The organism is Oceanobacillus sp. M60 (assembly GCF_053839645.1).
Genome location: NZ_JBSSNH010000007.1, coordinates 324,611 through 345,071 on the forward strand (window position 1 = coordinate 324,611; position 20,461 = coordinate 345,071).

A 20,461-nucleotide genomic window follows, 5' to 3' on the forward strand; every position below is an offset into this window, starting at 1 on the left:
TTAAAAAAACCCCTTCCGAAAATAGAAGAGGTTCGATATGATAAAATCTCTTTTTATCTTCAAGCAAAAATGCTTCTGGAATTAGCACAGTACAAATCAACGTCTGCTGCTAAGGCTTCAGCGGGCCAGTCCCTCCACCTTTCTCGATAAGAATATATGGAATTATACGAATAATCACAGTTTACTTTACATGGAAGCAATGAATTCGTCAAGGAGAATCCCAAAATATAGGAACCTTGCTGCAATTGATTTTAAATCAAGATTACGTTAACTTTTTTTATCGGAAAAAATTTTATAATCTTCACTAATCACAAAAGCAGCCAAATACAAGCAGAAAAATAAAATAGCTGCTCCTTCCCACGATACACTATTCCTCGTAAATAAGGACTCAATAAAAAATTTATAAAAACAAACACTAAGGAACCATTGAGCCACATAACTCAAAAGCATTACTTCCTTTGTCTGCTTTATTTTCGCTGCTTCAAGGATTAACATGTATAACAAATCAAACAGCATCCCCAACACATAAGACAGAAACAGAAACCCGCCGAAGTAAAGAAAATTCATAAAAACAGTATCAAAAAATTGTATTTCGATAAGTTTCCAGCCTGCTAAAATATTAGATAATCCATGTGTTATCAACATTGGATTGACGACAATAGCCGTAATACTAGCTATTAGCAGACCAGCAATAAGCAGATTGGCAATAAAGGTCGCAATCTATTTGTTTCTTATTCACAATGGTTAGAGCCCTCCATATGCTATAACACGTTTTTAACGCCAAATCGTATTAACTTTCAAAAAGCACTTATAAATCTTAATAACTGTCTTATATTGCTATATGATAATTTCATTGTTATCATTCTTTGAAGTTTTTTAATATATATCTTTATTTTACCACTATATTTACACATATCTTTTACTAAGACTTCTTTAAGGGATGAAATACACAATTTCGTTCCCCCGTTCTACATCAAAAAAGTACCAGACATCTAACAATGATAAATTGTTACAATGCCTGGTACTTTATTTAGCTTGATATTAGAGCCTTAGCTGACACGATTTCCCGGTTTTATCTCTTCTTTTAATTTAAAAGAAAGAATAAATCCAACGATAGCAATAATTGCTGCTACGATAAAGGAAACATTCACACCATGAATAATACCATTGATATCCTCACCTGGTATAGCTGCAGTGGACATGATTGTTACAAGCACTGCTGTACCAACCGAGCCAGCTACTTGGCGGAATGTATTATTCATTGCTGTCCCGTGCGGAATCAATTCGTTAGGCAGCTGGTTCAATGCCATGGTTGTCATAGGCATCATTACCATGGCAATCGAAATCATGCGAATGGCATTCATGGTTGCCAGATAGTTGAAGCTTGTATCCGCAGATAAATTCGTGAATGCAAAAGTTGTCAAGGCTAGCAGTAACAAGCCGCCTCGAGCAAGCCATTTTCCTCCGAATCTATCAAAAAGATAACCGGTAATCGGGTTGGAGAATCCCATTATAATCGCACCGGGCAACAAGACAAGCCCAGATTCAAGCGCCGAGAAGCCAACCATATTCTGCATATATAACGGCAAAATAACATTTGTCCCAATCATCGCAGCGAAGACCAGCATTCCAAGCGCCGTTGCTAACGTGAATGTGCTGTGTTTGAATACCCGGAATTCAAGAAGCGGTTCTTTCAAGTTCAACTGTCTGGTAATAAACCAATAGAGAGAAATGCTGCCGATAACAATCGTAAGAATGACCTGAAGACTGAGCCACCCTGCGTCGCCGGCGACACTGAAACCGTATAGAATTGCACCGAAGCCGACTGTAGAAAGGATGACCGATAAAATATCCAATTTCGGTTTCTTCAGCTCTGTTACGTTTTTCAATAAGAAGTAAGCCGCTATCATATCTAAAATAGCAATCGGCAGTACAACATAGAATACACTGCGCCATGGGAACTGATCCACGAGCCAGCCTGAGAGACTCGGGCCAATCGCCGGCGCGAATGCAATAACTAGTCCAAACAGTCCCATTGCTGTACCTCTTCTATGAACAGGAAAGGTCAGGAATAATATCGTCTGCATCAGCGGCATCATAATGCCGGCCCCTGAAGCCTGCAAAATCCGCCCAACCAATAACAATGAAAAGTTTGGTGAAATTGCTGCAATAAACGTGCCGATAGTGAACAATCCCATTGCAGTCATAAATAATTTACGTGTTGTGAATTTATCAATTAAAAAAGCCGTAACTGGAATCATTATCCCATTTACGAGCATAAAAACCGACTGTAGCCATTGCGCTGTACTCTCACTTAAATTCAAATCTTTCATGATGGGTGGAAGTGCAGTCCCTAGCAGCGTCTGGTTCAATATGGTGACAAAAGCACCGGATAATAATACCGCGAAAAGCGGAATATATTTTTTAATTTCAAATGTATTTTCGCTTTCCATTTTATACCAACTTCCTTACAAAATATTTACTTTTTAATCAACAATAGAACATAATATCATATTTGAAAGAGAACAACAAATCATTCCGCTTATTTTGTAACATTTTTATTCAGTTAAGCCCTCTTTACATCAAAGGATTTTGCTTTGGTTAATATGGATAAGCTGATGAAAAGCTTTTCCGATGTACACTGTTTAATTTCATAAAAAAACCATTGCGTGCTCTATTGATGAGATACATGAATGGTTTTAAAATGATTGGTAATTTATTTTAACTTAAAACAGCTTTTTATAATCTATCATAATAAAGAAAAAAATTAATCCCATATATTAGGGCGTTCTACCCCCATTGTTCTCATATAACTTAACAGTTGTCCTGTATGCACAGATTCATGATATGCAATCCGCAATAACATATCGCCCAGTTTTCTTTTATAACCAACATCTGAACGGTCAATTTCAATATTTTCTAAATCATTTATATGTATTGTCTTAATATATTTAATAAATTCATTGCGGTACTTCTTAGCAAATTCCAATTCATCATCCACTGTTGTAAATACTCTATCCTCAAAAGGATTAGATATATTGGTTAACGCCCTACTCCCTCTGCCAAGGATAATTTGATGATAGAGAAACTCCCCTTCTAATACATGCCTAATCATTTCAGAGCAGCTGATTGCATTTTCATCAGGTCTCCATTGCAGCAATTCTTCTGGGATTGCTCTCCAAACTTTTTCGCTTCTGCGCCGGACTTCTTCAAAATTAAGAGTAATCAATTCATTTGTATTCATTTCATAATCCTCCTGTCATATTGTATAACCTATTGTAGCACGCAGATACTTCGGCTATAATCGAAGTATAAATGTTTTGGGAGGAATAATAATGGGCAGCAGACCTGATTTTTCATATGTTGCAAAACTAATGGCTGATTCATCAAGAGCTGCGATGTTAGAAGCTCTTCTTGATCTTGATGGACTTCCTGCAAGCGAATTAGCAAAAAGGGCAAATGTATCTTTGCAAACGGCAAGTGGTCATTTATCAAAACTGGTAGAAGGAAATTTACTTCGCGTGGAAAAGCATGGCCGGCATCGTTATTTTCGAATTGCGAACGCCGAGGTTGCTCAGGCAATCGAAATGTTGACTGTTCTTGCTCCGTCTGCCCAGGTGAATTCGTTGAAGGATTTTTCACGCTCTGAAAAAATTCAAATTGCCAGAACATGTTATGACCATTTAGCAGGTAAGCTTGGTGTATTAATAACAGAAGCCTTGGTAGAAAAAGAATATGTGGCGGAAGATCAAGACGTTTTTATAGTAACGAAGGCTGGAGAAGAATTCTTTAACAGCTTTAAAATCGATCTGGATGCTTTACGACAAAAACGAAGACACTTTGCCCGAAAATGTCTGGACTGGAGTGAAAGACGTTATCACCTGGCAGGATCTCTCGGAAATGCCATTTTACTTCAATTGTTTGATTTAGGCTGGATTGAGAGATTACCTGGCCGTGCTGTAAAAGTTACTGATACAGGAATAAAAGGATTAGAGAAATCCTTTGGTATGGATACGAGTAAGTTGGGTTGATTTATCCTATAGCCTTATGGGAAAAAACATCATTTGAGCTGTCGCAAATTCGGCTTACTTCAAATGATGTTTTATTTCTCCCAGTTATCAGCATTATAAAGCGCTGTGATGTACGCTGTGCACATTAATTATTTAAGAAAATCATTTCGCTCTTCTTGATTATTGTATAAGCCATGTCCTCTGAAGTATATCCAGTATGCCTTCTCAAATCTTTACCTAATTATTCTTCTTTTATTCAAGCTATTTTCCCCTTCTTTAATCGACTTTGCAATAGCTTCACATTTGGAGATTGCCCATATGTAATGTTTGAAAGTATTCGCAGCAAAATATCCATATAAATTACTGGTCTTTGTCCATTTATAATATTTCTTCGTCATAATTTCTTCATTTGTATGAGATTGGATCAACTTCATTACCCGATGATGACTTAACTTCAATTTTTTTATGGCTTGATTCATCGTTACATCCTGATAGTTTTCCCGAATTTGCATATTAAGCGGCTTGATTGTTCTCCACATATAACCTGGTGCCGGCATAAACGGCGTATCTCCATCCATCCCTTCTCTGTACCATCTTTCAAGCATGGCATGCCATTCATATAAATGCATCAATACATCCCGAAAATTTTTATCTCTTTCTTCTGTCTCTATTGTCATACTTCTTTTTCTAGGCGGTATAGATTCAATGATTTCAAATAACGCTTTAAAATTCTGTTCGCTCTTTGCTAAAAGAATTTCCTTCCCGTTCTTTTCTGTCATGATAATTACCTCCTCTTTTACTACATTTTAACATCAGCATGAAAGGTAGGATAGCTTACTAATTTTCTAAAAAATAACACATCTCATTTTAATCATAGGCGCGGTTCATAAAAACGACTCTCCAGCCATCTGGATCTTCGATGGTAACTCCTTTGTCTTTCCAATAGGGATTCTCTGGCTCTACTTCGTTATATCCCATTTGGGCTAAACGATTTACGACATGCATGATTTCATCTTTATTTTCTATATAAAAAACCAGCAGATTATCTTTCGTAGGTGCAGGGCATGGGCTTCCGTCTTGATGAGATGTAAATTCTAAATGATAGTCTGTATGAGGCAATCCGAAGATAACTCCCTTAATCCCTCTGTCTCCTTCAAATACTTCTATTTTTGTTAAACCTACACCCGTTTCGTAAAAGCTGATTATTTCATCAAATTTATCTGTCGGTCTGGCTATCCTTACTTGCACTGCTGAAAAATTATTAAATTTCATACTGCCACCTGCTTTTTAATATTTTTATTTGAATACACGATTTAAATAGAATAGATCTCTTCCTCAACCACAGGCAAAATATCATTTTCAATAATTTGATAAAATAGCACTTGTTCTTCAATAAAAGGCGTGTGTGCGGAATTTTCAAAGGTATACATTTTCTTGAACGGAGCTTCGATGGAATCATAGAAACGTTTCGCTTGTGTGTAGGTTGTTTGATAATCATGCTGGCCTTGAAGAATAAAGACAGGCAACGGAAGCTTGGGAACAAGCTCTGCTAAATCTGCGGCGGCCATTACATGCCCCAGTGACTGCCAGCCTAAAACAGCCCCTTTAAAACTATTGATTCGTTCATTGAATGTATAATTCGCACACGAAAAAACGTGCTTCAACCTTTCCAGATTGGAGTAACCCTCTCTTTTAAAGCCCCCGCCATACTTCTCGGTAAATTTAGTCCTGATAGCGCCATAAGTTCGATTTTCATAAAATTTTTCATCAAAAGTCACATTTTCAATTTGCTTAACAGCACGTTTATCCTTCCTGTCCTTTGCCGTTTTTAAAATATATTGATAGGCTTCTTTTTCTGATTCCAGCTGAGAACCTATCTGCCCCACTCCAATATACGCATAAAAAAGATCCGGACGTTTTTGCGCCGCCAGACTGCCCAGGTAGCTGCCCCAGGAGTGACCAAGAAGAAACACTTTATCCCGTGCGTATTTATTTCTTAGATGATTTGTTACCTCAATTGTATCTTCAATTAACTGCTCCACCATAACCCCTTTTTTAGCTGTCTCCGCATCATACGACATTCCAGTTCCTCTCTGGTCCCAATAACACACATCAAAATATTGCTCCAGGTTTACCCCATGTGCTTTATTGACGGGATAAGCTGGAAACCCGGGCCCGCCGTGCAAGAATAAAAGTAATGGTTTATTTTGATTTAAAGATTCTACAATGATCCCTTGCTTTGCACCATTGATTTCTACATATTCCTTTAAGATTGTTTTATTGTGTTCCTTGTTTTCCGTATACGCTGATTGCATGTTGACAGCTCCTTATTTATAAAATACGATATTATCCGTCCGCAGAATAACGCTCTAAGAGCTTCTCTTTATGAGACTGAAATACTTCCTCCAAAGAGATATTATATTTATTGGCGATAACGATAACATTCCCCAGTACATCTCCTAATTCCTCTACTAAAGCATCTCTATTTTCGGCAATTGATTCCGTTATCTCATCCGGTCTGTCCCTGCCAATCTCCAGTGCTCTTATGGCTCTTGCTACTTCTCCTGTTTCCTCTGCTAAAAAACCGATCCGGATGAAAATATCTAATTCCGACCAGCCTCTATGTTGGTAATAACTATTTACCCATTGTTGAAATTCAGTTACATTCATTTTTTACACTCCTTGATTCAGCTATTGAATTTCCCTTCCCTCTTAATGATATTCGAAGTTAAAACTGCACACGAAACCTATGAAAAGTATGAACTCCCGTGCCAAATCGCACAAAATCATGCTTCCGTAAATACTCCACTGCATTTTTAACTTCATCTAAAATTTCAGGAAGAAGTCCCAATGTATTATGCGCTCCATAAATCATGGAGACATGATTTATTTGCGTGAGCCTCTCTAACGAATTTACTAAGTCTGCCGGATTGGTTGTCGGATAAAAAGCATAGATTGGAGTTTCATCATATAGCAAGTCCCCTGTAAATAAATATCCGGTCTCTTCATCAAAAATCACAATATGACCTGGAGAATGGCCGGGAGTATGGTAGATAATTAATGTTCTGTTCCCCAGCTCCACCCTATCACCGTCTTTTAAAATTCCAGTTGGCTCACCCTGGAAGGGTTTATATGTATTCGGGTCAAAGCTTTCTGGCACAGGAATCGTAATATCCCTTGCTGTATTTTGTCTTATTTGTTCTAATGACAACCCTACAATGCCATGAACAAGCCAATCTCTTTCCGCTTCATGAACAAATATCCGGTCATATTCTCCATGACTTCCAATATGATCGGAATGTACATGCGTCGTGATAACATCAATGGGCAGAGGCGTCAGCTGATCTGTGATTCGCTTGATATTATCAATACCTAAGCCAGTATCAATTAAAGCTGCTTTTTTGTCTCCGATAAGCAAAAATGAATGCACTTTTTCCCAATGACCAAGCTCACTAATGGCATATGTTTTTTCATCTATTTTTCGAACGGTAAACCATGGATCATTTAACATAACATTACCTCCCTCTCAGACTATTAATACTATATTATCAGAAAATATGACTTAGACACTCTATTTCCCCTCTGCTATTATTTATATGAAGAAAAAAATAATTATATTTTCAGGAATTCTTCTTTTTATCGTAATCATTACTATATTTTCTAACAACTTTTCTTTGGAAGAAAGAGAGGAAGATGAAATTGTAGCGGAAGAAATACTAGATTATACATTTGAAAATTACGATATACATGCTGCCAAGTATAGTAGCCTTTCGAATAAGTATATATATATCCTGTTCAAGCAGAACAGCTGCTTCGAAGGAAGGTCTGCTTCTTAGAATAGCTGAGGTGACTAAATGTTTAAATATATATTGCTTTTCTTATCTATGTTACTTTGTCTGTCGATAGTGAATTACCTTCTTCCTTCATTTGATTGGATTCAATAATCGTCAATTAAGGATTCATCCTCTTCCCACTTCGAATCAGGAGTATCTGTTTTTCTCCAAACCTGCCCTGTGACCGTATCATACATATAAAGCGTCCCCTCTTGCACAATTAACCTGTACGAATCATCTGTTTCTTCATCCTGCTGATTGATGCTGTCTGCCCCACCACTGAGACTGCCGCCAATAAATCCTCCCGCGATTAAAATACAAATTCCTAAAAAAATAAAAATACCATTCTTTCTTTTCTCCAACTTCATTAACTCCTTCGGTTATTCACGGCATATTATTCCTTTTTTACCTTTATTTAACAAGTATAATCCATTTATGTGATAAAATGAATTCCAATTCGATGTATTTAACTTATTTTTACATATATATTACAATATACTTTGGGAGTACGAATGCTTTTTGGGTAAAAACTGCCCTGCCTCTAAATATTAATTTAGATAAAAGGGTTTTCATATCCATCTAATTAGATTATAATCTAATTAGATGAGGAGGCAAAATGATGCAACTAGATCGAATCGTTCATTTTCACAAAACCATTGGAGATAAAACCCGGATACGCATTATTAGCTTATTGAAATCAGGGCCGCTCCATGGTCAAGCAATTGCAGGCAAATTAGGGTTGAAACCGCCAACCATTTCGCACCATTTAACAAAATTAAAAGAAATTGATGTGGTTTATCAACGACGTGATAAAAATACGATTTATTTTTACTTAAATAAAGATAAACTGGAACGAATGGCGCAGGAGATTATTCGAATCGGGAGTGATGAAATGTTTGGAAAGTTTGATATCACAAAAGAAGAAAAAGCAATGGTTATTCAGAATTTCATTGATCATCAAGGAAGATTAAAGTCATTGCCTGCTCAAAGAAAGAAAAAGCTGATTCTCTTAGAATATATGCTGCGTGGTTTAGAGCACGGAAAAACGTATCCAGAAAAAGAAATCAATGAACATATTCAACAATATCATCCAGATTATGCAACGATTCGGCGTGAATTTGTGATGGCACATTTTATGTATCGCCAAAATAATATTTATGAACTTAATCCGGTTGATATGTGGCCTGTTTAATCAGGCTATTTTTTTAAATAACTAATTAGATATTTATCTATTTAGATATCCATCTATTTTACTGGAGGAGATAGTTTGCTTGTTTTTCATGTTTTAAAAAAAGAACCCAACTATCAAATTGTATTCTGGAGCTCTGTCTTAAATGGGATTGGTGGAAGATTCGCTCAAGTCGGTTCCTTTGCGCTCCTTTATCTATTAACAGAATCCGGAATTGCATTAGGAATACTTATGGCTCTGCTGGTCTTACCCACCATTCTATTTGCTCCTATCAGCGGTTATCTGGCTGATCGTTTTCACCAGGCCAAATTATTATTTTGGACAGATTTGTTGAGAGCACCGTTCGCATTACTTCCGATACTGGGAGCAATAACAGAGCAGCTGTGGCTGTTATATCTTAGTACATTTATTATCTCCAGCGGGCAGGCTGTGTATAGACCCGTTCGTTTTTCGCTTATTCCGGATATTGTCGAAAAGAAAAACCTGGTTTCCGTTAATGGGTTAGAGCAGAATGTCGTAGGGATAACACTTGTTTTCGGATCAATGCTTGGAGGAATCATTGCTTTTTTAACCAATGTGAACGTTTTATTTTCCCTTCATGCAATCTGTCTAATGGCAGCAGCGATTTTAATAAGGCGTTTAACAAAAAGTAACATTACCAAAAGTTCAAAAATAAAAGCTGCAGAATCTTCATTGCGTGAAAGTGGATTTCTAATTATAAAAGTTGCTTTATTACGTGTATTTTTAATGGTTATGCTGCTCATGCCGCTTGCAAACGGCGTAGACAATGTCATATTTAACCTGATTGCGTTAGAAGTATTTGAGAAAGGAGATCTGGGAGTTGGTTCCATTTATGCATCCTTAGGAATGGGCTTTGTCTTGAGCTCGACAATGGTTAAGTGGATTCGCGGAAAATATATTGTAATAGGAGTTTTCATGATTTTACTGGAGGGCACAGGTCATTTACTACTCAGCCAATCGGGATTTTTTGTGCAAGCTCTAATGCTTGCTATATTTATAACATTTGTAGGAGGAATAAGTGACATCTGCTTTGATACGGTGTTGATGAAAATACTTCCTGCTTCTAAACGGGGATTTTTATTTGGTTCGTTATCCATGTTTCAGAATAGTTCCATGGGTATCGCGATGATTGGGGCAGGTTTTTTAACAGAATGGCTTTCCCCCTTGCAAAGTTCTTTTCTCGTTGGCGTGACCTATATCCTTTTTGCATTCATCTTTATTTTAGCATTTAGAAGTGTAGATTTTCGTGCTTCCATCCGAAAATTAAAAAGATTAGATTTCAGGTAATGATAAAGGTGATATTGATACAAGACGAGTATCTATCACCTTTTTTAGGAAATTATTTATACATACACATCCGGAATTAGTGAAACAAATAACCAAGCCCCAAAGCTACCGAAAAAAGAAGAAAAACAGCCGGAATGGCTATTAATATGATCAAAGAAAATGTTCTCCAGAAACCTCGATAATTGAAGAGCCAACAAGCAAATATTAGTATAAATGCAATTAGCAGCAGTGGCATTGCTCCCGTTTCTGTTCCTTCGATGGAAGATTTATATATCCAATATGTAAAATAAGCAATATTGGTATAGTTAGAATCCCTAAATATTTCCTCATACGAATCACACCTATCTTCACTTATTTATCACAAAGCAGGCAGCAAATTTATATCAGATAATGAATAAGAAATTACAAAGATTGAAGCAACAATCACTCCAACTTAAAATCGTACCCTAAATAATGAAACTTCATTCTAAATCCATTTCTTTCTGCAACCGCAATGGAAGGCTTGTTAGATTCCATACAATCCCAATACGGAATGAAATTATTTCTCATGCAATCTTCTACATAAGCTAAGGCAATCTTTTGTGCTAATTTTTTACCTTGATGCTCTTCCAATGTTTCAATAGCAATACAGTGCACATTATCAACGACAAAACTCGAAATACAAATACTAACAATTTTATTTTTATATGTAACACAGTAACCTATTCCTTTGCGAAAGAAGCTGCTTGCTGAAGACCAGTTATCTGCAATTTTGGAGTGTAAGAAATCAATATTATTAATGGATTTATTCCTATTTTTAAAAAGCTCTTCATTGATTTCGACAATATCATATCCTTCTTCAATCATAAGGTTAAAGTTACTTTTGTAATCATTTTTTTCTAATGTGTAAACCCTCTGTTTCCAGCTGCCTAAACGACGATTTGCAAACACGCTTTTTATCGTATCATCCCATTTATGATGATTTCCAATTCCCTCAAACCAGGATAGCTCTACCTTCTTTGCCTCTGGTGTAATTACTGTATCAACAAAATGATTTAATTCATTATTGAATTTCTTATTTCTTTCATTTCCAATAAAGAAAAAACCATCATTATTCCCTAGCCAGATCACTCCAGATGTTGGAGCATCTATATTATCAACAAAAATACGACCTGGATTTACTCCTTCTACTACGGCTTTGGCTTCTAATTGACCTTGTGCATGCAACAAGTTTTTACATTTATGGAATTCAGACTTTTTTAATTCAGTAATCATCATTAACTACCATCCTGTCCTTATTAAATATAAGAATGGTTCATAAAAACCACTCTCCATCCATCTGGATCTTCTACAGCGACAGCCTTTTTCTTTCCAGTATTCATTTTCCGGCTCTACTTTTTACATATTCTTTCTTTATCGGTCTATGACCAACATGCATCATTTCATCCTTACTTTCTATATAAAAACATTAGATTATCTTTTGTATGTGCTGGGCAAGAGCTGCCATCTTAATGTGTGATAAATTCTAAGTAGTAGTCTATATGAGACAGCCTGAAAATAACGCCTTTAAATCCTCTTTTCTCTTCGGACGCTTCTATACTTGGTTAAGCTTCCCCCCTGCATAGAAGCTGATTACCTCTTCAAATTTATCTGTCAGCCTGCTGTCAATCTAAACATAAATATTCTAATTGTTTTAAACATAAGGATAGCCTATTCTTTATGATTTCTTTATTTCCCATTTGTTGTAAAGTCTTATAACTTACATTTTCTTCATTCAAGACTTCAAAATGTTCATAAACCTCTAATAAAACCCATAAAATATACTCATTCATTATTCGCTCAGTAAGCCTTTCATCATTACCTGCGTAACCGCTTATAAAGCCATCAGCAATTTTACTTAATGTATTCGCGCATTGATGATAGGAATTATTACGATATCTTGGTGCGTCAGAATAAGCTGGAAGAAGGAATTTATAACAAAAAACAAAAAAACCAGCATATTTAAAATCAAAGTCTAACTTCGGTAATGGATCAATTATAGCAAGGTGTTCTACATTTTGATATTTTTTGTGGATTTCTAGGGAGTGTAAACTAAACTGTGTAAGTAAGAGAGCGTACGGCTCTTACTACGCAGTTTAGTTTACACTCCCTTATAACGAAACTACCTCCTGTTACTTGAATTCACCAAATAACAGGAGGCAGTTTTTCAAAAAACCTCGATTATTCCGTAATGATCTCAACATCATCTTCTGCCCCTGTAATGCCGATAGTGGAAGTTTCTAACTGCTCTAATTTACTACCGATTTTTAAAGGTTGTCAGGAATACATGTATTTTAACTTATAACAATGGTAACTTTACCTTCATAACTTCATTTGGGCGTTTTAACCATTTTCACAATTTCTTCTTCATATCCTAAGTGCTTATAAAAATTAATCGCATTGTCATTTGCCCTGAACACATCTAACATAAGCTGGGTACATTGTTTATCTAAACACCACTCTTCTGCTTTTTCCATGAGCATTTTCCCTACTCCTTTTCCCTCCCCTAAGCTGGTTACTGCAATTGCAGAAATATACGCTACAGCATTATTTGTAAAATAGTCTTTGTCTTCAATCAATTCTATGTATCCTAAGAAATCTCCATCGTGTTCAACCACAAAAATATCTGATTCACTGGACTCGATAGAATTTTTCGCTAGCTCTAATTGTTTTTGTTCCATAATTTCTCGATTTCTATAGTCCATAAATGGGATATCATTAAAGCGAGTTGATAAACTGATTATGCTTTCTTTATCTTTTTCATGATACGGTCTAATGTGCATTTACTTTCATCCCTTCCTATGCTCTTCTATTTTTCTTTCGTTTTCTGTATTACATATAAATCCAGTTCATCTATACTATGTTTTTCATGCACCCGTGTAATAAAAAAGAACAATATGACTTCACTTCCAATATTTATAACTCTTATTTCAAATTATTCATTACTATAAAAAGGTATTCTCCCCCATTCGTTTTTTGTATTTTTTCAGTAACATATTTAAAACCGGCTCGTTCATATACTTTGATTGCTCTTTGATTAAAGTCAGCTACTGACAGCTATATAACCTGGAAGGAGAAATGCTTTTCGATGTACGATAATATTTCCTTAACAAATTGTTCCCCAAATCCTTTTCCGGTTATTCCCGGTTTCATACCAAGCCCAAGTTCAATCTCATTCATAGCGGAATCTTTGGGAAACAGACAGAAGTAACCAATTAACTGTTTATTATCTAACACGGAATAGAATGTATCGGTTCTTTGATGGGCATCAATGATTTCTTCATAGTCCTCCGGGTCAGCAGTCATATCATAAAAATCATACGGCTCATCATATTTCCAACAGTCAGCAACTTCCATTGCTTCTTTCTGGTCCATTATTTTGATTTGAAAATTCTTTAACATTCAGCAGCACCTACTCTATTATTCTCAGTTATACCTTTTTAGATTTCAAACATGTTTATGCAATAATCCAGTACAGTTACAGCCTCTTATAAAAATCTTTGTCAGATACCTGCTTCAGACTGTGTCTATACACAGTTTTGATAGATTTCTGCTAAAGCGCTCTGTTTCCGCACCATAATCACTTCCTCTATTTAATGTGCTAATCTGTTACATACTTGTCTCTATCTATCTCCCTTTTAAACTCTCGTAATATTTCCAGTGATAGTTTTGACAGTTATCTTATTTTTCGGATTGCCTGCAATTTCTGTGTTATCTCCGCTGATTTTCTTACGCGTTTTATAGCGGATATAATAATCCGTTAGATCGGGGTTGATTGCTAATTTAATATTACCTGTTGTCGTTTTAATATTTTCCACATGAAATAGTCGATTATGATTAACAGTAACCTTTCCAGTAGTACTTGAAATATGACTGCGACTGTTTTCTCCTTCACTCTCCAGATTATCCAATGAAATATGCCCAGTAGTTGTTTTAACCGATATATCCTGACCAGCTAAAGATTGAATCGCTATACTTCCCGTTTCCGTTTTAAAGGAAATCGTTGGAACAGCAAGATCCTGCGCCGTGATGGAGCCGGTTATTGTTTTGATTTCTACTTTTCCTGCATAAGCTTCCGGAAGTCTGATATGAAAATAAACGCCATTAAAGAATTGAAAAGGCTTCAAAGAATTTGCTCTTTTTAATTGAAGGATACACCGTCCTTCCTTTACATCCTCCGTAAAAACAAATGACTTGGCATGCTCCTCCTTCGTAAAATAATATTCAATCTTCATACTATTGCCTGAAATATGCTCGATTGTTCCCTGTCCTCTCTCAAAAAATATTGACAATTGGTCCACCTTGGATAAATCAAATGTCCGCTTCATCTTTTCTAATTCCTCCCTTAATTGAAAATAAGCTTTATCCTTTTTAGTTCGTTTCAGCTTCTATATGCATAAATCAACGAATTCCTTGTTTATTCTGTGTCTCTTTACATTTATTCAAATAAACCGTCGATGATATGCTCCAATAAAAAGTCCAACACTTCCTCCTCATCATAAGCAATCGCCTCCTTTTGCGCAGAGATTGCTAACAAAGTGGATAATATGCCAATTATCTTAGGTAACGGCTCCTTACAAATTAAATTATTTTTTTCTATGATTTCACCTAATTTATCCATTGTGTATTGAGCGTTGTGAATCATCAGCCGATCCTCAGGCAAGCGATTTAATAATGACTGAAAATCATCTCCGGATAATGTTCTAATCCAATTTCCTTGATCGTATTCCTGATACAACAGTTTAAATCCTTCTATAAATCCTTTTTTATCAGGAAATTTTGCTATCGCTTTATTCATGTGCGTAATCATCCTATCCTGTACTTTGTCCATGACATCAGCAAAAAGATCTTCTTTACTATCAAAGAAAAGATAAAATGCACCTTTAGAAATACCAACTTTACTGCAAAGCTGATCAATATTCGTTTTTCTATATCCATTACTCACCCAGCTTTTTTCACATTCCATATACAAATTTGCTTTGATTTTTTCTTTTTCTTCTTGTGAAAAACCTCTAGCCATCCTTGATACGCCCTTTCTTTCTATAATTCATCAACTTATATCTATATGACCAATTTCGCATTTACAGTCATATAGATGTATAAAATTAACTTTGCTTTCGTAAAAATCGAAACAAAGTTTTTCTTTCGGCTTCCTATTCTCTTTTTTAAATGCTCCAGCTTCACTTACTCAGGAGAAACAATCGTATAAAATACTTCTTTAAAATGGATTGTATAGCCTACATCTCTATTTGTCAATTAATTTCGAAACTTATGATTATATTTTTGTTCTTTTTTAATTGAGCAGTAACTATATTTTCCAAAATACTAAAAAACCTGGATTAACTTCCAGGCTTTTCATTGCTTGTTTTGGATTTATTCATAACCTTCATAGAAGTGGAGATTTAATATTAATCATTAACTAAGTCCTCTGCAATCATTGTAATAAATTGATTCATCGTCGCTTTATAATTCCTCTCACCAATCATTTCCTTTTGCAAAGATAAAATAACCAAAGAACGAATCATACTAACAATAATATCTGGTTCTAATTGTTTCATAACCCCATCTGCTTGCCATTTTTCAATATAGGGAACTAAAAAATCGATATCCCCTTGATGATTACTTTCTAATTTTTTATAAGGCAGTTTGCGTAGCAGCTGTTCCATCGTTGATTTATCAAACAGTTGTTTGATAATTGGACTTTCGTCTAAGAATTGTAAAGCTTGCTGTAAGAAATGACGGAAGGTTTCCCTTGTTACCTTTTCTTTCAGCAGTATCTTATGAAGCAATTCCTCGCGAATATATTCTTCTTCCTGTTCCAGGATTTCAAAATATAGTTCTTCTTTCGATTCATAAAAAAGATAAAAGCTTCCTTGTGCGATATTAACCTGCCTCGTTAAATCACTAATACTTGTCTTTTTTAAGCCTAGATCTCCAAATAGCTGCCTTCCATGTTCTAACAACTTGCTGCGAATATATTCTTTTTCTTGCTCGTTAAATTTTCCCGCCAAGATTCCCCGCTCCTTTATACACATCATGCTTACCTTTTTCTTTAATATAAACTACCAATCCCAGGAAAGAAATCAATATACCGCATATCCATATCACAAAACAAATCTATCGTGCATTATTTATTTTACAATAAATATCGGATAATATTATCAAACAGTTTTGAATGGGATAGCTTTTCCATAACTACACTTCTCTCTACACTACTGTTTTTAAAATCCAGTTCAATTTTACTGCAGGATTAAGTAGCTTTGCGGTTAAATTTTTTAAATAACACATATAAATATATTCCCTGCACACAAAAGCCAATCCATACGTAAATATTATGAAGCAATGCGATTTCATTATTTTTCATGAATGCTTCCGAAATCCAAAATGTTGGAAACACACCGAACAAAAACAGCCAATTTGACTCCACAAAGTATGTTAGAGCAGGAATAACTACAATGATTCCTACTGCTTTTCCAATAGCCAGTCCTTCCACTTTATTATTTGCAAAGCTTGCCAGAAACAATGCGATTATCGGCGTAAGCAGTGCTGCCTGGAGAACTACAGGCAATAGGCTCATCGTGAAATTAACAAGACCTGTATATATCATAACAAAAATTGTTAAAATGATACTGGTTACCATAGGAACTAATAACCGATATAACAAATAGCTAGACTTTGACACCGGTGTGACAGCGATATAAGACAAAATATGATCGTCTATTTCTTCTAAAATCATTAAACCTGCCATGACTCCAAGCATAAATGGCGGTAATAAGATGACAAAACTCATGATAAAAGGGAAATGCTGTTCTATAGAAAACGCGTACATTGCCTGAAGGTCTTCTGAAAAGGAAGAAATAGAATATTTAACGAATAACGCTAAAGCAACAGGTGCTAACATAGCCCCAAACAACATGGAATCACGTGTGATATTTTTTATATCTCCCACAAAAAAAGCGATAAACGTTCTCATTTTACTTCCAATATGTAAGATGATTGATTTATAAAAAGAATGCTTCGCAAAAATATACGCGATCCCAATCCAAATAACAAGCATACCTACAGCATATATCATCTCCCAAACCGATATATCTAACATTCCACCTTCTATCAAAATAAGTGTTGCATAGGAAGGGATGAAATAAAACAGCCATGTATGAAAAATGTTTAGATAATCTAATATAGGCAGAAAAAATATAATGGAATAGAGAGAAGAAATCATAAAGTACATATTAAGTGTTTTCGCTCGAACCGCCAACGTCAATCCGAAAAGTGTAAAAAAGATAGCGCTTAAAAATGCTCCCAATAAAATGGTGCCTATATTTATTTTAAATCCAGTCGTTAAAATGATAATACTAAGACAGACTACCACGGTTAGCAAAGTCAGTGAACCCACTTTGCTTATGATATACTCTTCCATACGAAAGGGAGTTACAAATAGACTATCAAACGTATTTTGGGACTTTTCTAAGAGAATGATTCCTCCTATAAAATAGAATCCAAGGACAACAGGGTCTGTAAATATTACTAAAATACTTGCTGTAGCAGATCCTGATTCTGGCATCATATGAAGTAAGAAAATATAAAAAATGGTGAGTAGGAGATAAGCATGAACGATACGATACCGATAGAGAGAAAGCATATCAAACTTCAAAGCAGATAAAAGTCTCATGTAATTGTCCTCCCTGTCACTTTGATGAATATATCCTGCAGTTTGGCCTCTTGTGTGTGCATTCTTTCAATATCTTTGAACTTGATCATATTTAAGAAATCTGTATTATCTCCCAGTCCTTCCATCGAAAAAATAGATGACTTCATTTGATTATTTTCTCTGTATTCCACCTGCAGTTTTTTCTGACCATACCGCAATTTCAAATCACGAGGAGAGTCAATGATATTAATTTGACCGTCCACGACAAAAGCAACCCGATCACAAATTTCTTCAGCAACATTCATATTATGGGTAGTTAAAAAAATAGTTTTTCCTTCCGCTTTTTTCTTTAATATAATATCTTTTATCTTTTCCATATTGACTGGATCAAGTCCTGATGTAGGTTCATCGAGGAAGATCAGTTCTGGTTTATTCAATAGGGAACGCACGAAGTTCAACCTCATTTTCATGCCCTTTGAATAATTGGAGACTCTTGTTTGGGCATCCTGTTCCAGCCCAACCATTTCTAACAGCCGTTTCGGGTCCTCTTTTGCTCCGGTGTAGAAAGAACTAAAAAATTTCAAATTTTCTATTGCAGTAAATTTATTGTATAAATTCGGTAATTCAAATGACACGCCAATTTTCTCGTAGTAATCCTTTCTAACATTCCTAATTTCTTTTCCCATCACCTTTACACTTCCTGAATACCCCTTAAGAATTCCAATTAATATTTTTTGCGCCGTACTTTTCCCTGCACCTGAGGGACCTAGAAAACCAAATACTTCCCCTTCTTCTATTTTAAAACACATTCCTTTAATGGTTTCATCCTTGTTTGCCGGGTAAGTAAAATATAACTGGTTTACATGGATCATGCCTTCCTTCCTTTCTCAAAAGAGCAGGATGTTTGTTATAAAAAATCATTTTATTGATTTTATGAATTTTTTTATTTTATATTCACAAGAATACATTATATTAATTATTATGTAAACCTGAATATTTCGTATACGTTTATCTGTAAAGTAATTAAGAGTATAAAAATAGTACACAACTAATCTAGCAGAAAGAAAAGTTGAGTAACTTTTCTTTCTGCTAGATGCCTTTAGACTACTTTAAAAGAGAATGAAGATGATACTTTAAAGTCTCCATCATTTCTTCATGTGTAAACTGCTCTGGATTTAATAAGTGATGCATCGCCATCCCATCGACGATAGCATGAAGCCTGTTAACCTCCATCTCTAGGTCAAGTCCATCTTTTGCTATATCTAATAATTGCAATGCGTGAACAACATTTTTAAATCCTTCATGCATGTCACCATAGACTTTATCACTTAGCTCCCGAAGTGTTTTATCGACCAGAACTTTTGCTGAAAAAGCTAACCATACCTCCATTTCTATTTTTCGTTCTTCATCGACAGGCAGTACTTCACTTACACCCTCTGTCACAAGCTCTAACGGATCCCTGTCTTTTGAAAATTTCCTTGCTTTCGCTCTTTGAATAACCCGATCAGATACAAGCTCCATGGAAAAGTGCAGCAATTCCGACTGCGTTGCAAAATAATGTCTGACAGCACCAACTGATAAACCTGAAGCTTGCGCTATTTTTCTGACGGTTGCATGTTCAATCCCCTCTTCTACAATAACTTTCCATGTCGTTTCTGCAATTTGAATTTTACGTTTTTGATGATCTACTTTTTTTGGCATATTTTTATTTTAGCACACTTGTATTAAATAAACAATCATGCTATTATTAATTTAATACAGTTGTACTAAATTAATAAAAAGGATGTGTTTCATTTGATTGGTTGGCTGATTATAGCTTGTGAAATTGGATTTTGGGTGTTTGTTTTAGCTGGATTATGTTCCAGATATGTATGGAAAAAGAAGAAACTAGGTACCTTCCTGTTGATTTGTACGCCTGTTGTAGATCTCATATTGCTTATTGTAACGGTCATTGATTTAAAAAATGGCGCTGTTGCTACTACGATACATGGAATAGCCGCGGTTTATATTGGTGTAAGTATAGCCTTTGGCCACCGGATGATTCAATGGGCAGACGGCCATTTTAATTATCGATTCGGAAACGGTGATAAGCCGGTAAAAATAAAGTACGGGAAAGCGCATGCCAGAAAAGAACGTGAAGGATGGTACCGGCATTTGCTCTCCTTGTTCATCGGCGGCGGGATATTAATAATCATCACTCTCTATATTAACAATTATGCTCAGACTGAATCATTAATGCGTATTATGCTGCTCTGGTCTCTTATTGTAATCATCGATTTTGTAATAAGTTTCAGCTATACACTTTTCCCTAAAAAACAAAAAGTATAGTGTGAAATTGGGGAAATTGGCTTTTCGATTAGAAGGATAGGTCTTCACAGTGAACTACTCTCACCGGTATAATCCTAACTAGTTATTTAGTGAGGAGCGCTTCTTTTGGAAGGAAGTGATAATC

The 20,461-nt window shown here is 35.5% G+C and carries 22 protein-coding genes and 1 riboswitch; of the genes, 4 read left to right on the plus strand and 18 right to left on the minus strand.

What is annotated here, in order from left to right; all coding sequences use genetic code 11:
• Nucleotides 1-50 precede the first annotated feature (50 nt).
• A riboswitch (SAM riboswitch) is annotated at nucleotides 51-153 on the minus strand.
• Between the two features lie 896 nt (nucleotides 154-1,049).
• Together ACW0TQ_RS18345 and ACW0TQ_RS18350 are read right to left on the minus strand one after the other, a co-directional pair.
• Complete coding sequence (locus ACW0TQ_RS18345; protein WP_289585203.1) at nucleotides 1,050-2,453, minus strand: MDR family MFS transporter; 1,404 nt, start codon at nucleotides 2,451-2,453, stop codon at nucleotides 1,050-1,052.
• 314 nt (nucleotides 2,454-2,767) lie between these two features.
• The gene (locus ACW0TQ_RS18350) at nucleotides 2,768-3,244 is read right to left on the minus strand and encodes a DinB family protein (RefSeq protein WP_256706079.1); all 477 of its coding nucleotides are present in this window, start codon (nucleotides 3,242-3,244) and stop codon (nucleotides 2,768-2,770) included.
• A gap of 91 nt (nucleotides 3,245-3,335) precedes the next feature.
• Here ACW0TQ_RS18350 and ACW0TQ_RS18355 point away from each other — a divergent pair, with 91 nt between their 5' ends.
• Nucleotides 3,336-4,031 (plus strand): ArsR/SmtB family transcription factor, encoded by a 696-nt coding sequence (locus ACW0TQ_RS18355; RefSeq protein WP_042533530.1) that lies wholly within the window; start codon nucleotides 3,336-3,338, stop codon nucleotides 4,029-4,031.
• A 212-nt stretch (nucleotides 4,032-4,243) separates the two neighbouring features.
• Here ACW0TQ_RS18355 and ACW0TQ_RS18360 read toward each other — a convergent pair whose 3' ends face one another.
• From ACW0TQ_RS18360 to ACW0TQ_RS18385, 6 genes are all read right to left on the minus strand, one after another.
• Nucleotides 4,244-4,789, minus strand: coding sequence for a ClbS/DfsB family four-helix bundle protein (locus ACW0TQ_RS18360; protein ID WP_455725888.1), 546 nt, complete (start codon nucleotides 4,787-4,789; stop codon nucleotides 4,244-4,246).
• An 88-nt stretch (nucleotides 4,790-4,877) separates the two neighbouring features.
• Entirely contained in the window at nucleotides 4,878-5,282 is a 405-nt protein-coding gene (locus ACW0TQ_RS18365) for a VOC family protein (protein ID WP_256706076.1), read from the minus strand.
• A 41-nt stretch (nucleotides 5,283-5,323) separates the two neighbouring features.
• Nucleotides 5,324-6,325: an alpha/beta fold hydrolase gene (locus tag ACW0TQ_RS18370; protein ID WP_256706075.1), complete on the minus strand. Its 1,002-nt coding sequence runs from the start codon at nucleotides 6,323-6,325 to the stop codon at nucleotides 5,324-5,326.
• A 31-nt stretch (nucleotides 6,326-6,356) separates the two neighbouring features.
• Nucleotides 6,357-6,680: a MazG-like family protein gene (locus ACW0TQ_RS18375; RefSeq protein ID WP_256706074.1), complete on the minus strand. Its 324-nt coding sequence runs from the start codon at nucleotides 6,678-6,680 to the stop codon at nucleotides 6,357-6,359.
• A gap of 58 nt (nucleotides 6,681-6,738) precedes the next feature.
• A complete protein-coding gene (locus ACW0TQ_RS18380) occupies nucleotides 6,739-7,521 on the minus strand; it encodes an MBL fold metallo-hydrolase (RefSeq protein WP_289585206.1) in 783 nt (260 codons plus the stop codon).
• Nucleotides 7,522-7,947: 426 nt separating this feature from the next.
• The gene (locus ACW0TQ_RS18385; RefSeq protein ID WP_455725889.1) at nucleotides 7,948-8,205 is read right to left on the minus strand and encodes a hypothetical protein; all 258 of its coding nucleotides are present in this window, start codon (nucleotides 8,203-8,205) and stop codon (nucleotides 7,948-7,950) included.
• Between the two features lie 257 nt (nucleotides 8,206-8,462).
• On the opposite strand from ACW0TQ_RS18385, the gene ACW0TQ_RS18390 reads away from it, so the two are divergent.
• Both ACW0TQ_RS18390 and ACW0TQ_RS18395 read left to right on the plus strand, forming a co-directional pair.
• A complete protein-coding gene (locus ACW0TQ_RS18390) occupies nucleotides 8,463-9,035 on the plus strand; it encodes a metalloregulator ArsR/SmtB family transcription factor (protein ID WP_368901777.1) in 573 nt (190 codons plus the stop codon).
• 75 nt (nucleotides 9,036-9,110) lie between these two features.
• Entirely contained in the window at nucleotides 9,111-10,340 is a 1,230-nt protein-coding gene (locus ACW0TQ_RS18395) for an MFS transporter (RefSeq protein WP_368901778.1), read from the plus strand.
• Nucleotides 10,341-10,763: 423 nt separating this feature from the next.
• Here the strand turns inward: ACW0TQ_RS18395 and ACW0TQ_RS18400 are convergent, their stop codons facing one another.
• From ACW0TQ_RS18400 to ACW0TQ_RS18445, 10 genes are all read right to left on the minus strand, one after another.
• The gene (locus ACW0TQ_RS18400; protein WP_455725907.1) at nucleotides 10,764-11,594 is read right to left on the minus strand and encodes a GNAT family N-acetyltransferase; all 831 of its coding nucleotides are present in this window, start codon (nucleotides 11,592-11,594) and stop codon (nucleotides 10,764-10,766) included.
• Nucleotides 11,595-11,617: 23 nt separating this feature from the next.
• Nucleotides 11,618-11,701, minus strand: a complete 84-nt coding sequence (locus tag ACW0TQ_RS18405) for a hypothetical protein (protein WP_425313064.1) — start codon at nucleotides 11,699-11,701, stop codon at nucleotides 11,618-11,620.
• A 987-nt stretch (nucleotides 11,702-12,688) separates the two neighbouring features.
• Nucleotides 12,689-13,141: a GNAT family N-acetyltransferase gene (locus tag ACW0TQ_RS18410; protein ID WP_455725890.1), complete on the minus strand. Its 453-nt coding sequence runs from the start codon at nucleotides 13,139-13,141 to the stop codon at nucleotides 12,689-12,691.
• A gap of 274 nt (nucleotides 13,142-13,415) precedes the next feature.
• Nucleotides 13,416-13,760 (minus strand): GNAT family N-acetyltransferase, encoded by a 345-nt coding sequence (locus ACW0TQ_RS18415; RefSeq protein ID WP_455725891.1) that lies wholly within the window; start codon nucleotides 13,758-13,760, stop codon nucleotides 13,416-13,418.
• 236 nt (nucleotides 13,761-13,996) lie between these two features.
• Nucleotides 13,997-14,686, minus strand: coding sequence for a DUF4097 family beta strand repeat-containing protein (locus tag ACW0TQ_RS18420; RefSeq protein ID WP_455725892.1), 690 nt, complete (start codon nucleotides 14,684-14,686; stop codon nucleotides 13,997-13,999).
• 110 nt (nucleotides 14,687-14,796) lie between these two features.
• A complete protein-coding gene (locus ACW0TQ_RS18425; RefSeq protein ID WP_256706064.1) occupies nucleotides 14,797-15,378 on the minus strand; it encodes a TetR/AcrR family transcriptional regulator in 582 nt (193 codons plus the stop codon).
• Nucleotides 15,379-15,766: 388 nt separating this feature from the next.
• Nucleotides 15,767-16,369, minus strand: a complete 603-nt coding sequence (locus ACW0TQ_RS18430) for a TetR/AcrR family transcriptional regulator (protein WP_256706063.1) — start codon at nucleotides 16,367-16,369, stop codon at nucleotides 15,767-15,769.
• A 239-nt stretch (nucleotides 16,370-16,608) separates the two neighbouring features.
• A complete protein-coding gene (locus ACW0TQ_RS18435; protein ID WP_455725893.1) occupies nucleotides 16,609-18,030 on the minus strand; it encodes a fluoroquinolone export ABC transporter permease subunit in 1,422 nt (473 codons plus the stop codon).
• Entirely contained in the window at nucleotides 18,027-18,881 is an 855-nt protein-coding gene (locus tag ACW0TQ_RS18440) for an ABC transporter ATP-binding protein (RefSeq protein ID WP_455725894.1), read from the minus strand. The genes ACW0TQ_RS18435 and ACW0TQ_RS18440 overlap by 4 nt, the downstream gene beginning before the upstream one ends.
• Nucleotides 18,882-19,113: 232 nt before the next feature.
• Nucleotides 19,114-19,710, minus strand: coding sequence for a TetR/AcrR family transcriptional regulator (locus tag ACW0TQ_RS18445; protein WP_256706059.1), 597 nt, complete (start codon nucleotides 19,708-19,710; stop codon nucleotides 19,114-19,116).
• 93 nt (nucleotides 19,711-19,803) lie between these two features.
• On the opposite strand from ACW0TQ_RS18445, the gene ACW0TQ_RS18450 reads away from it, so the two are divergent.
• Complete coding sequence (locus ACW0TQ_RS18450; RefSeq protein ID WP_042533524.1) at nucleotides 19,804-20,337, plus strand: 2TM domain-containing protein; 534 nt, start codon at nucleotides 19,804-19,806, stop codon at nucleotides 20,335-20,337.
• Nucleotides 20,338-20,461 lie beyond the last annotated feature (124 nt).